The 11659-nt window shown below is 72.9% G+C and carries 11 protein-coding genes and 1 riboswitch; of the genes, 7 read left to right on the top strand and 4 right to left on the bottom strand.

The window, feature by feature from the left end; translation table 11 throughout:
• The first annotated feature begins 2 nt into the window (after positions 1–2).
• Positions 3–626: a helix-turn-helix domain-containing protein gene (locus ACWC94_RS09005; RefSeq protein WP_450795781.1), complete on the top strand. Its 624-nt coding sequence runs from the start codon at positions 3–5 to the stop codon at positions 624–626.
• Positions 623–745: a DUF6126 family protein gene (locus ACWC94_RS09000; protein WP_450795779.1), complete on the top strand. Its 123-nt coding sequence runs from the start codon at positions 623–625 to the stop codon at positions 743–745. The genes ACWC94_RS09005 and ACWC94_RS09000 overlap by 4 nt, the downstream gene beginning before the upstream one ends.
• Positions 746–757: 12 nt before the next feature.
• On the opposite strand, the gene ACWC94_RS08995 is transcribed toward ACWC94_RS09000, so the two are convergent.
• The gene (locus tag ACWC94_RS08995; protein WP_450795777.1) at positions 758–1189 is read right to left on the bottom strand and encodes an SMI1/KNR4 family protein; all 432 of its coding nucleotides are present in this window, start codon (positions 1187–1189) and stop codon (positions 758–760) included.
• Positions 1190–1227: 38 nt separating this feature from the next.
• Complete coding sequence (locus ACWC94_RS08990) at positions 1228–2025, bottom strand: tyrosine-protein phosphatase (protein WP_450795775.1); 798 nt, start codon at positions 2023–2025, stop codon at positions 1228–1230.
• Between the two features lie 172 nt (positions 2026–2197).
• Here ACWC94_RS08990 and ACWC94_RS08985 point away from each other — a divergent pair, with 172 nt between their 5' ends.
• The 3 genes from ACWC94_RS08985 (at position 2198) to ACWC94_RS08975 (ending at position 6654) form a co-directional block, all read left to right on the top strand.
• Positions 2198–4279, top strand: coding sequence for an alpha-galactosidase (locus tag ACWC94_RS08985; protein WP_450795978.1), 2082 nt, complete (start codon positions 2198–2200; stop codon positions 4277–4279).
• 300 nt (positions 4280–4579) lie between these two features.
• Positions 4580–4741: riboswitch (cyclic di-AMP (ydaO/yuaA leader) on the top strand.
• A 4-nt stretch (positions 4742–4745) separates the two neighbouring features.
• Entirely contained in the window at positions 4746–5651 is a 906-nt protein-coding gene (locus ACWC94_RS08980) for a M23 family metallopeptidase (RefSeq protein WP_450795773.1), read from the top strand.
• Between the two features lie 217 nt (positions 5652–5868).
• Complete coding sequence (locus ACWC94_RS08975; protein ID WP_450795977.1) at positions 5869–6654, top strand: SGNH/GDSL hydrolase family protein; 786 nt, start codon at positions 5869–5871, stop codon at positions 6652–6654.
• A gap of 188 nt (positions 6655–6842) precedes the next feature.
• Here ACWC94_RS08975 and ACWC94_RS08970 read toward each other — a convergent pair whose 3' ends face one another.
• Both ACWC94_RS08970 and ACWC94_RS08965 read right to left on the bottom strand, forming a co-directional pair.
• On the bottom strand, positions 6843–7457 hold the full coding sequence (locus ACWC94_RS08970; RefSeq protein WP_450795771.1) for a TetR/AcrR family transcriptional regulator: 615 nt from the start codon (positions 7455–7457) through the stop codon (positions 6843–6845).
• A gap of 112 nt (positions 7458–7569) precedes the next feature.
• A complete protein-coding gene (locus ACWC94_RS08965) occupies positions 7570–8754 on the bottom strand; it encodes a Glu/Leu/Phe/Val dehydrogenase dimerization domain-containing protein (protein WP_450795769.1) in 1185 nt (394 codons plus the stop codon).
• Between the two features lie 358 nt (positions 8755–9112).
• Here ACWC94_RS08965 and ACWC94_RS08960 point away from each other — a divergent pair, with 358 nt between their 5' ends.
• Together ACWC94_RS08960 and ACWC94_RS08955 are read left to right on the top strand one after the other, a co-directional pair.
• Entirely contained in the window at positions 9113–10297 is a 1185-nt protein-coding gene (locus tag ACWC94_RS08960; protein ID WP_450795766.1) for an MBL fold metallo-hydrolase, read from the top strand.
• Positions 10298–10465: 168 nt separating this feature from the next.
• Positions 10466–11656 carry an NAD(P)/FAD-dependent oxidoreductase gene (locus ACWC94_RS08955; protein WP_450795764.1) on the top strand — a complete coding sequence of 397 codons (1191 nt, stop codon included), beginning with the start codon at positions 10466–10468 and terminating at the stop codon, positions 11654–11656.
• Positions 11657–11659: the final 3 nt, after the last annotated feature.

Here is an 11659-nt window from a genome sequence, read left to right as displayed (position 1 = left end):
GCATGAACGCCTCAGACGCCGGCCCGTCGGCGGGCCCGGGCGACGAGCTGCCCGCCGTCGCACCGCAGTTGCGCGGACTGCGCCGGCGCGCCGGCCTCACCCTGGAGGCCGCGGCCCGCGCCGCCGGGCTCTCGCCGGCCCATCTGTCCCGGCTGGAGACCGGACAGCGGCAGCCCTCGCTGCCGATGCTGCTGGCTCTCGCCCGCATCTACGGTACGACCGTCTCCGAACTCCTCGGCGAGACGGTCGCCGACCGGAACGCGATCGTGCGGGCCGGCGACATGGAGCCGACCCGGGCCGGCGGCTGGACGTACTTCCAGGCGGGGGCGCCGGGCCGCGGCATGCAGGCCCTGCGCGTGCGCGTGCCGTACGGCTCACAGGGCGACATCGTGCGCGTCCACCCCGGCGAGGAGTGGCTCTACGTCCTCGGCGGCCGGCTGCGGCTGCGCCTCGGTGACACCACGCACCTGATCGCGCCGGGCGACAGCGCGCACTACGACTCCCTCACCCCGCACCGCCTCGCCGCCGAGGACCATGACGGCGTCGAGCTGCTGTTCGTCCACACCCTGCTGCAGAGTCCCACGGCCACGCTGTGCCTGGGGCCGCTGACCGGAGAGCTGCCATGAGCAACCTCGAGACGAAGTTCCCCCGTGCCCTGTGGGTCCGCCTGATCATCTACATCGCCCTCGGTCACGTCCTGGCCGCGTTCCTGTTCCTGCTGTTCGCGGTGGGCGCGAAGAACTGACCCGGCGGCCGGCTACCGGTACCAGTCGTCCCCGTCGCTCCTCAGGGACCGGCCGAGGTAGTCCCGCAGATCCCGGGCGGCCCACCGCCGGCTGTCGTCCTCGTGCTCCCACACGAAGACGTCGGGCCGCGCGGGGGTGCGGACGAACGCGAACTGGTCGCCGCCGCCGTCCCCGAAGAACAGCAACGGGTCGAACGGCATGTACAACGCGGCGAAGGCGGGATCCGACCGGAACTGGAGGTTGTCCCGGACGATCCGCTCCAGCGGCCAGACCGTGTCCACCCCGTCGTGCCCCACGATGCCGTCGGTCTCGCCGAGCAGGCTCACCAGCTCGGCCGGCAGCGGCAGTCCGAGCCGCCGTCCAGCCTCGGTCAGTCCCGCCGCGGCGGCGGGTCCGGTGAACTCGGCCCCGGGGTACGCCTCTGCGGCGATCTCCTTCCACATGCCGGCAGCGTAGCCGGGGCGGTTCGGTGGTGTTCCGGTCAGTCCAGGAGGCGTTCGCGCAGCCGGTCACGGGCCGCCGGGGTGAGCGCGAGGCCCTGCTCCAGGTAGGTGTCCACGTCGCCCCACGTCTGCTCGATGGTCTCGAACGCCGCCTGGAGGTACTCGGCGCGGGCGTCGAAGAGCGGGCTCAGCAGCTCCATGACCTCCGGGGTGTACGCGGTGTCCGCGCTGCCGCTGCGGCGAACCTTGTAGCGGCGGTGCTTGGCGTTGGACTCCAGGTAGTCGGCGATGATCGCCTCGCGCTCCACGCCCAGCGCGAGGAGCGTGACGGCTATGGAGATGCCCGCGCGGTCCTTGCCCGCCGCGCAGTGCATCAGCGCGGGCACGCTGTCCTCGGTGAGCGCGCGCAGCACCTGGGAGTGCTCGGCGGTGCGCTTCTTGACGATCACCCGGTACGAGGCGACCATCCGGGCCGCCCCCTTGCCGTCGGCGAGGATGTCACGCAGCTGGTCGAGGTCGCCGTCGCGGACCATCTTCCAGAACTCGGCGCCGTCCGCCGGGTCGCTCAGGGGCAGGTTCACGTTCCGCACGCCGGGCAGGTCCACGTCCGGACCCTCCAGCTTCTGGTCGGCCTCGTTGCGGAAGTCGAAGATCGTGTGCAGGCCCAGCGAGGCGAGGAAGGCCGCGTCGTCCTCGGTCGCGTGCGCCAGGTGACCGCTGCGGAACAGCACCCCGTGGCGCACTCGCCGTCCGTCCACGGTCGGCAGTCCGCCCACGTCACGGAAATTGCGTACTCCGGCCAGCTCCGGCTCGGTCGACGGGACCTGCTGCGTCACGGGGGGCTCCTCACGCTCGGACCCCGCCGTCGCGGCTCGTCGGCGGGCGCTCTGTCGACCATACGACATCGGTTACCTCGGGCAAGGAGTTGTCCACAGGCATTGTCACCGCGCCCGCACGCCTCGATGATGTTGGCACTTGAGCGGATCTGTTGGCACCTGTGAGGCTTACGTGGTGGACATCGCCGAAGACGGTCGTACCTGGCTCCTCTCGGGGCCCACCAGCAGCTACGCCCTGCATCTCACCGCCACGGACGAGCTGCTCCACCTGCATTGGGGGCCCCGCATCGCCCTCGCGGACGCGCAGGCCCTGGCCGAGGACCCGCTGCCCGGCCACTGGCCCTTCGAGTCCCCGCTCGACGGCCGTGAGGAGTACCCCGTCGAGGGCGGCCCGCGCTTCGTCCGCCCCGCCCTGTCGGTGCGCACCGCCGAGCGCCGCGGCACGGAGTGGGCCTTCCAGGCGTACGAGGTGGACCGGACGGAGGGCGACGAGCTGCGGCTGCGCTTCGACGACGACGGCCTCGCCGTCACCCTGCACTACCGGATGCGCGGCGATGTCGTGGAACGCCGGGTGACCGTCGACAACGGCGGACACACACGCGTGGAGCTGCTGCGGGCCGACGCCGCCACCTGGACCCTGCCCGACCGCGAGGGCTGGCGGCTGTCCCAGCTGCACGGCCGCTGGGCCGCCGAGTCCCGCCTCACCACCGCCCCGCTCACCTACGGCGAGAAGGTCATCGGCAGCCGCCGCGGCCACACCGGCCACCAGCACCTGCCCTGGGTGGCGCTGGACACCGACGCCACCGAGGAGCACGGCGAGGTCTACGGCTGCGCGCTGGGCTGGTCCGGCTCCTGGCGCATCGCGGTCGCCCAGCTCCCGGACGCGCGCGTGCAGATCACCGGCGGCGCCGGCTACGACGACTCGGGTCTGCTGCTCCTCGAGCCGGGGGAGTCGTACACCACCCCGGTCTTCGCGGGCCTGTGGAGCGACGGCGGCTTCGGCGGTGCCAGCCGCGCCTGGCACGCCTACCAGCGCGCGTACGTCATCCCGGACGCCGGGCGGGACCGGCCGGTGCTCTTCAACTCCTGGGAGGCGACGAACTTCGCCATCTCCGAGGAGCAGCAGCTCGCGCTCGCCCGCCGGGCCGCCGGAATCGGCGTGGAGCTCTTCGTCGTGGACGACGGCTGGTTCGGCGCCCGCACCAGCGACCGCGCCGGCCTGGGCGACTGGACCCCCAACCCCGACCGCTTCCCGCACGGCCTGAAGCCGCTGGCCGACCAGGTGCACGCCCTCGGCATGCGGTTCGGCATCTGGGTCGAGCCCGAGATGGTCAACCCGGACAGCGACCTGTACCGCGCGCATCCCGACTGGGTGCAGTACCAGCCGGGACGGAAGCGGACGGAACTGCGCAACCAGCTCGTCCTCAACCTCGCCCGCGAGGACGTCCAGGAGTACCTGTGGGAGCAGCTGAACACCCTGCTCGCCGGCGCCCCCATCGACTATGTCAAGTGGGACTTCAACCGCTGCTTCACCGATGCCGGCTGGCCCGGTGAGCCGTACCCGCAGCGCCTGTGGGTGGACCACGTCCGCGCCCTGTACGCCCTGCTGGACCGGCTGCGCGCGGCCCATCCCTCCGTCGCCTTCGAGTCCTGCTCGGGCGGTGGCGGCCGCATCGACCTCGGCGTCGTGAGCCGCACCGACCAGGTGTGGACCTCCGACAACACCGACCCGCTGGACCGGCTCGCCATCCAGTACGGCTTCAGTCAGATCCACCCCGCGCGGATCATGGCCGCCTGGGTGACCGACAGTCCGAACACCCAGCTCAATGGCCGGGTCAGCTCCCTGCGGTTCCGTTTCGTCAGCGCCATGGCGGGCGTTCTCGGGGTCGGCGGCGATCTCACGGAATGGACCGATCAGGAGCTGGCCGAGGCCCGGTGGTGGGTCGGGCTCTACAAGGAGATCCGCCCGGTCGTCCAGCGGGGCGACCTGTACCGGCTGCGACCGCCGGCCGGTGGTCCCAGTGCCGTCCAGTACGTCCTGGGCGAGGAGACGGTGGTCCTCGCCTGGCTCCCGGCGCAGAGCCACGGCGAGCCCGTGCCGCCGCTGCGCCTGCGCGGACTCGACCCGGCGGCGTCGTACGAATGCCGTGAGACGGGTGAAGTCCACCGCGGGGCCGTCCTGCTGCACCACGGGCTGCGCACCGGACTCAAGGGTGACCTGGATGCAACGGTTCTCCGGCTGCGCCGTATCTGAACCTTCTGCCCGAATTGGCGCCTTCATTCCAACTCGCCGGGGAATAAGGGCTCGTGGCCGGGTGTGCGTGAGGAGCGTCATATTCGTGACCGTGCGTCGCACGTCATGTTCACGTAATTCCCATGGTGAAAAGGGAAAGGGAAAGGGTGGAGCGGACGGAATTCACGGAGTGTGACCGAGATGTCCCGTGAGCGATCTTCGTCACGTCGAACGGCGGGAACGGGATGCTTGTTTCCCCGCGTCCCACTCGCTTACGTTCGCCACCGATCCGGACGGAACGCCGCATCCTGCCGCCGCCCGGAGTCCCACACACTTGACCCGTGTTCGGCAGGAGCGGGGGACCCACCAGGTACGACTGCCTGTCCGGTCTCCGCGACAGGCTCGGGGTGAAGCCGTGCGCGCACGGCCGGGCAGCTCCAGCCCGAACCCGACAGCTCACCTCGCAGGCGCCGGAGAGGAATGCGCCATGCCCGGTAAGGGCAAGCACCGACGCCCCAAGCCCCCGCGTCTTTCCCGCTCGATCGCCCTTGCCGGAACCGGCGGCGCCGCCCTGGCCCTCCCGCTCGTCGGCACCACCGGGGCGCATGCCGCCACCGTCCCGCAGTCCGTTTCCGCCCGGGCCGCGCAGTCCCTCGAGGCCCCGGTGGACAAGGCCGCCGCGCAGCCGAGTCCGGAATGGCGCACCTACAGGGTGAAGTCCGGCGACTGCCTGTCAACGATCGCCGACGAGCAGCACGTCGCGGGCGGCTGGCACCGCCTCTACGCCGCCAACCGGCAGGCCGTCGGCGACGACCCGGCGCTGATCCACCCCGGCCTGAAGCTCGCGCTCGGCCGGCGGTCCGCACCGGCTCGCACCGAGCCCGCGCCCGCGAGCCGGCCGTCCGCCGACTCGTCCCGCTCCACGTCCCAGGCGGCCCCGGCGCCGAGGACCTCCGGCGCCGCCGCGACGGCGACCACCTCCACCGGCTTCACCCTCCCGGTCGCCGGCGCCACCATCGGCACCGGCTACCACGTGGCCGGCAGCATGTGGTCCAGCGGCTACCACACGGGCGTCGACTTCGTCGTACCGACCGGCACCCCCGTCAAGGCCGTCGCCGCGGGCACGGTCGTCTCCGCCGGCTGGGGCGGCGCGTACGGCAACCAGGTCGTCCTCAGGCTCGACGACGGTCACTACGCGCAGTACGGCCACCTCTCCCGGCTCTCCGTCTCGGCCGGGCAGACCGTGACCGAGGGCCAGCAGGTCGGCCTGTCGGGCGCCACCGGCAACGTCACCGGCCCGCACCTGCACTTCGAGATCCGTACGACCCCCGACTACGGTTCCGACATCGACCCGGTCGGCTACCTCCGCGGGCACGGCGTCGCCGTCGTCTGACACCCCGCCACAACCGCCTGCCTGGCACACGGCCGAAGGCCGGACCCACGATCCCCGGGTCCGGCCTTCGGTGTGTCCGCCTTATTCCGGGTACGCAAACGAATTAAGGGTGTCTTATCTCACCGTTCGTCAACCCCTGCCTACGGTCGCGTAGGTCACATCCGAAGGTGAATCATGGTCCGACGTGGCAGACGATTCGAAGAATGACAACAGATCAGTGATCGGGTCGTACGTGGCGGTGGGGGACAGCTTCACCGAGGGCGTCGGCGACCCCGGGCCCGACGGGGCGTTCGTGGGCTGGGCCGACCGGTTCGCGGTACTGCTCGCCGACCGGCGGCCCGAGGGGGACTTCGAGTACACCAATCTCGCGGTGCGCGGGAAGCTGCTCGACCAGATCGTGCAGGACCAGCTCCCGCAGGCCGTCGAACTCGCCCCGGACCTGGTCTCCTTCTGCGCGGGCGGCAACGACATCATCCGCCCCGGCACCGACCCGGACGAGGTGGCCGAGCGCTTCGAGCGGGCCGTCGCCCGGCTGACCGAGGCGGCCGGCACGGTGATGGTGACGACCGGCTTCGACACCCGTGGCGTCCCCTTGCTCAAGCATCTGCGCGGCAAGATCGCCACGTACAACGGGCACGTCCGCGCCATCGCCGACCGGTACGGCTGCCCGGTGCTCGACCTGTGGTCCCTGAAGTCCGTGCAGGACCGCAGGGCCTGGGACAGCGACCGGCTCCATCTCTCGCCCGAGGGGCACACGCGCGTGGCGCTGCGCGCCGGCCAGGCCCTCGGCCTCGACATCCCGGCCGACCCGGAGCAGCCGTGGCCGCCGCAGCCGCCCCGGGGCACGCTGGACATCCGCCGCGACGACGTCCACTGGGCCCGCGAGTACCTGGTCCCGTGGATCGGCCGCCGCCTGCGCGGCGAGTCCTCCGGCGACCACGTCACCGCGAAGGGCGCCCTGTCCCCCGACGACATCAAGCTGCGCATCACCTCGGTGGCCTGACCGACACCCGCGTGCCCCGCACACCCGTGGTGCGGGGCACGGTCGCGTCCGGCGGTGCGCGGCGGCGCCGGGCCGTACGGGTCGGGTCCGCCCTGCCGGAAACCCGCGGGGCCCGGCTGTGCCGGGGACGGGCGGGGCCGGCGGTGGCGGCCCGTGTCCCGCGGGCAGGGTGCCGCCCGGCGCTGAGGTCAGCGTTCGTTCAGGGTCTTCCGGTCCAGGCCCAGTTCCCGGGCCAGCGCGTCGTCGGCCCACTCCTGCGCGCGTGTCCGCGGCACCGCTCCCGGGTACGAGGTCAGCTGCACGGCCAGCCCGTCCAGCAGCGCGGTCAGCCGCAGTGCGGCACCGGCGGGGTCGGCGCAGGTGAACTCGCCGGCCGCCACGCCCTCGGCGACGACGTCGGCGATCGCCGCCTTCCACTGCTTGTCGAGGTCCCGGGTGACCTCCCGCAGGGCCGGCTCGCGCAGGGCCGCCGCCCATCCCTCGATCCACAGCCGCCAGCCCTTGGCCTGTCCGGTCGGCGCGTACCAGCGCACCGCGGCCCGCAGCCGGCGCAGCGCGGACGTCCGCCGCCCCAGCAGCTTGCGCAGATGCGCGAGGTCGTCCTCCGCCGCGTACGCGAACGCGGCCGCGACCAGCTTCTCCTTCGTCGAGAAGTGGTACAGCACCAGCGCGTTGCTCACCCCGAGCGTCGCGGCCACGTCGGCGATCCTGACCGCCGCCACGCCACGCGCCTCGATCTGCCCGATGGCGGCCCGCAGCAGTTCCTCCCGCCGCTCGGCCACGCTCAACCGCACTCTCGCCACCCGGTCACCCTAGTCCGTTGGCGAGGGTGGCGCGGAAGAGCCCGGTTCCCGCCGGCCGTTCCGGTGCGGGACTGTGACATGCCCACGGGGGCCGGGGGCTCGCCGCGGTCCGTCACCGGTACCACCCGAAGCGGTCCGCGATCACCGGCAGCCGGTCGGTCACCAGGGCGTGGGCGGCGGCGCGCGGGGTCGTACCGTCCGCGTCCGCACGGTCCAGCATCAGCTCGACCAGGGCGCGCATGGAACGCCGGATGTGTGCGAAGGCCTCGTCGGCGCCGGGGCCGATGTCGCCGAACAGGGTCCACCACCACCAGGCGTTCGTGGCCGAGTTGACCACGACGTCCGGCAGCACGGCCACCCCGCGCGCCGCCAGCGTCTCCTCCGCCTCGGGCAGTACGGGCATGTTGGCGGCCTCCACGATCCAGCGGGCGCGGACCCGCTGCTGGTTCCCGGTGTCGATCGCGTACGACACGGCGGCCGGTACCAGCACCTCCGCGTCGGCGGACAGCCAGGCGTCCCCGGGCAGTTCGCGGTCGCCGGGGCGCAGCACACGGCGGTCGACGGTGCCGTAGCCGTCCCGCGCGGCCAGCAGTGCTTCGACGTCGAGCCCCGCCGGATTGGCGATCGTGCCCTTGACGTCGGCGACCGCCACCACCGTCAGCCCCGCACGCGCGAGGAACCGCGCGGTGGCCCCGCCCATCGTCCCGAGCCCCTGCACGGCCACCCGGGTGCCCGCGTACGGCACCACCGCCCGGTCCAGTGCCGTAAGCACCGACTCGGCGACCCCGCAGCCGCCGGCCAGCTCGTCCAGGCCGATGCCGTCCACCACGACCGCGAAGGCGTCCGCGAGCCGCCTGCGGGCCGCCGCCTCGTCGTCCAGCAGCGGGTACACCGCCTGGACGGAGGAGACCAGGCCCGCCTCGGCAGCCGCCCGGTCGACGAGGTCCTGGGTGAGGCCGAGGTCCTCGCCGGTGGTCCAGAAGCTCTCGACGCACGGCCGCATCGCGCGCAGGTAGCGCACGAGGAGCCCGTACGCCCGTGGGTCCTGCGGATCGCAGTCGATGCCGCCCTTGGCGCCGCCGAGGGGGACGTAGCGGGCCTCGGGGTCGTAGTGCAGCGCCTCCTTCATCGTCATGCCGCGGGCGAGCCCCGCCACCTCCTCCAGGGTGCAGCCGGGGCGCATCCGCAGCCCGCCGCTGGCCACGCCGCGCACCAGCCGGTCCACGACCAGGAAGCCCCGGCGGCCGGTGACGTGGTCCGTCCAGACGAGCGACATCAAGGGGGAGGGGGCGGTCATGGGGTCTCCTCGGGGGCGGTGCTCGGGTGGGGACCGGGCCGGTCGGGGCCTGGGGACCGGGGCGGACGGGCCGCCCGGCGGCAGGCCCACCGCGGCCGGTGCACCGCCGTGCGCCCGCATCCCGTCGCGCGTCCGCATGCCGTCGCGCGAAGGCGCCGGGCGGAGCTTCCGGCGCCTCGCTTCCGGTGCCTCTCTCTACTGAACAGTGAGTCAGTATCGGGAGGTCGTCGCACCCTGTCAATGGGCTGAACAACGGGTCAGTAGGGATCGCCGGGGCCGCGCGGGCACCCCGGCCGTCCCGGGCTGTCGGAGGTGCCGACCATAATGGGGAGCCTCACCCACTCCACCGGGAGGTACCGTGACGGGATTGCGTTCCTCGAGCTCCGGGCTCCGTGCGCTGCGGCCGGCGGCCTTCGGCGCGGACCCGGGCGGTGAGCGCCTGGCACGCATCCGCCGCTCTCCCCACTTCAGGGACGGCGTCTTCCAGAACCCGGGCGGTACGGCACGCACCCGGCCCTCCGGTTCCACGCTGGACCTCGCCAAGGTGTTCCTCGACAAGGACACCCGTCCCCTGCGCGCCCCGAAGGGCACCGTCCCGGTGCATCCCACGACCTTCGCCGACCTGGCCAAGCCGCCCGCCACGGGACTGCGGCTGACCTGGATGGGCCACTCCAGCGTCCTCGCGGAGATCGACGGCCACCGTGTGCTGTTCGACCCCGTCTGGGGCGAGCGCTGCTCCCCGTTCCCCTTCGCCGGACCCAAGCGGCTGCACCCCGTGCCGCTGCCGCTGGCCGCGCTCGGCGACGTCGACGTGGTCGTCATCTCGCACGACCACTACGACCACCTGGACCTGCCCACGATCAAGGAGCTGGCCGGCACGGACACCCTGTTCGCGGTGCCGCTCGGCGTCGGCGCCCACCTCGAACACTGGGGCGTCTCCCCGGACCGGCTGCGCGAACTGGACTGGCACGAGTCCACCAGAATCGGCGGGCTCACCCTCACCGCCACCCCGGCCCGCCACTTCTGCGGTCGCGGCCTGCGCAACACCCAGCACACCCTCTGGGCGTCCTGGGTCGTCGCGGGCGAGGAGCACCGCGTCTTCCACAGCGGTGACACGGGGTACTTCGACGGCTTCGAGACCATCGGCGCGGCCCACGGCCCGTTCGACGCCACGATGATCCAGATCGGCGCGTACAGCGAGTTCTGGACCGACATCCACATGACCCCCGAGGAAGGCCTGCGCGCCCACCTCGACCTGCAGGGCGGGGCGCCGCACGGCGCGCTGCTGCCGATCCACTGGGGCACCTTCAACCTCGCCCCGCACCCCTGGGCCGAGCCGGGGGAGTGGACGCTGGCCGCAGCCGGCGCGGTCGGACAGGCGGTCGCCCTCCCCGTTCCGGGCCGGCCCTTCGAGCCGGCTGGAGTCCTCCCCGCACACCCCTGGTGGCGGGATGTGTCCCTGCCGCTGAACCGCACGTGGCCTGTTCCGGAGATCACCGCGGTGGCGTCGCGCGAAGACCTCGACCTGGTGGGTGAGGGCTGACCCGCGGACGAGCTGACACCGCGACAGACGGACGAGCGGCGGATCGGGCACCCTTCCCCGGGTTCCGCGCCGGACGGACCAGCGGTGACCCGCATCACACCCGGCTCCTGTCAGCAATCGGGGCGCCGTCTCGTCCAAGGGGCACGTGAACGAGACAGGAGCATCGTCATGAAGCACCGCATCGTCGTACTCGGCGCCGGATACGCCGGGGCCTTCGCCGCCGGAAGCCTGGCCCGCCGGCTCTCCCCCGCCGACACCGAGATCACCGTCGTCAACGCCGTGCCCGACTTCGTTGAGCGGATGCGGCTCCACCAGCTCGCGATCGGCCAGGACCTCGCGTGCCGCAAGCTCGCCGACGTGTTCGCGGGCACCGGGGTACGGCTGCGGCTGGCGCGCGTCACGGGCGTCGACCCCGAGCGCAGGACAGTCGCCGTGACCGGCGAGGACGGGGACGGCGAGCTCACGTACGACACCCTTCTCTACGCCCTCGGCAGCTCCGTGGCCCACCACGGCGTGCCCGGCGTGGCCGAGTACGCCTTCGATGTGACCGGCCGGTCCTCGGCGTTGCGTCTGCGCGAGCGCCTGGCCGAGCTGGGCGAGGGCGGTACCGTGCTGGTCGTCGGTGAGGGGCTGACCGGCATCGAGACCGCCACCGAGTTCGCCGAGTCCCGGCCCGACCTCACCGTCGCGCTCGCCGCCCGCGGCGAGCTGGGCGCCTGGCTCTCCCCGAAGGCCCGCCGTCACCTGCGCCAGGCCTTCGACCGGCTCGGCGTCACCGTCCACGAGCACAGCGGCATCGAAGCCGTCGAGCCGACTCGGGCGATCGCCGTCGGCGGTACGTCCGTCCCGGCCGACGTGACGGTGTGGTCGGCCGGGTTCGCCGTGCACCCCATCGCGGCCGCCAGCGGCCTGCAGGTCGCCGAGACCGGCCAGATCGTCGTCGACCGCACCATGCGCTCGGTCTCGCACCCGGACGTCTACGCCGCCGGCGACTGCGCCTACGCGATCGGCGAGAACGGCCGGCCGCTGCCGATGTCCTGCGCCTCGGCCGGCTACACCACCATGCAGGCGACCGCCGCGATCGTCGCGCGCCTGACGGGCAGCGAGGTCCCGACCACCGGGCTGAAGTACTACGGCAACCACATCAGCCTCGGGCGGCGGGACGCGGTCTTCCAGATGGTGGACGAGGAAGTCCGGTCGAAGTCCTGGTACGTGGGCGGCCGGACCGCCGCGTGGCTCAAGGCGGGCGTGCTCAAGGGGGCCGGATGGGGCATCGCCCACCCGACGTTCGGCATGCCGAAGCGCCGGCGCCGCCTGGCCCCCACGCCCGACCGCGCCGGGGTGAAGGCCGCCGCATAGGCT

It is taken from the genome of Streptomyces sp. NPDC001135, assembly GCF_053598395.1.
This window is presented reverse-complemented; position numbering and strand designations above follow the sequence as displayed.

What these genes read in the sequence shown, in the direction of transcription:
- ACWC94_RS09005 (WP_450795781.1), top strand. Translation starts at nt 3, where the DNA reads ATGAACGCCTCAGACGCCGGCCCGTCGGCGGGCCCGGGCGACGAGCTG.
- ACWC94_RS09000 (WP_450795779.1), top strand. Translation starts at nt 623, where the DNA reads ATGAGCAACCTCGAGACGAAGTTCCCCCGTGCCCTGTGGGTCCGCCTG.
- ACWC94_RS08995 (WP_450795777.1), bottom strand. Translation starts at nt 1,189, where the DNA reads ATGTGGAAGGAGATCGCCGCAGAGGCGTACCCCGGGGCCGAGTTCACC.
- ACWC94_RS08980 (WP_450795773.1), top strand. Translation starts at nt 4,746, where the DNA reads ATGCCCGGTAAGGGCAAGCACCGACGCCCCAAGCCCCCGCGTCTTTCC.
- ACWC94_RS08965 (WP_450795769.1), bottom strand. Translation starts at nt 8,754, where the DNA reads ATGACCGCCCCCTCCCCCTTGATGTCGCTCGTCTGGACGGACCACGTC.
- ACWC94_RS08955 (WP_450795764.1), top strand. Translation starts at nt 10,466, where the DNA reads ATGAAGCACCGCATCGTCGTACTCGGCGCCGGATACGCCGGGGCCTTC.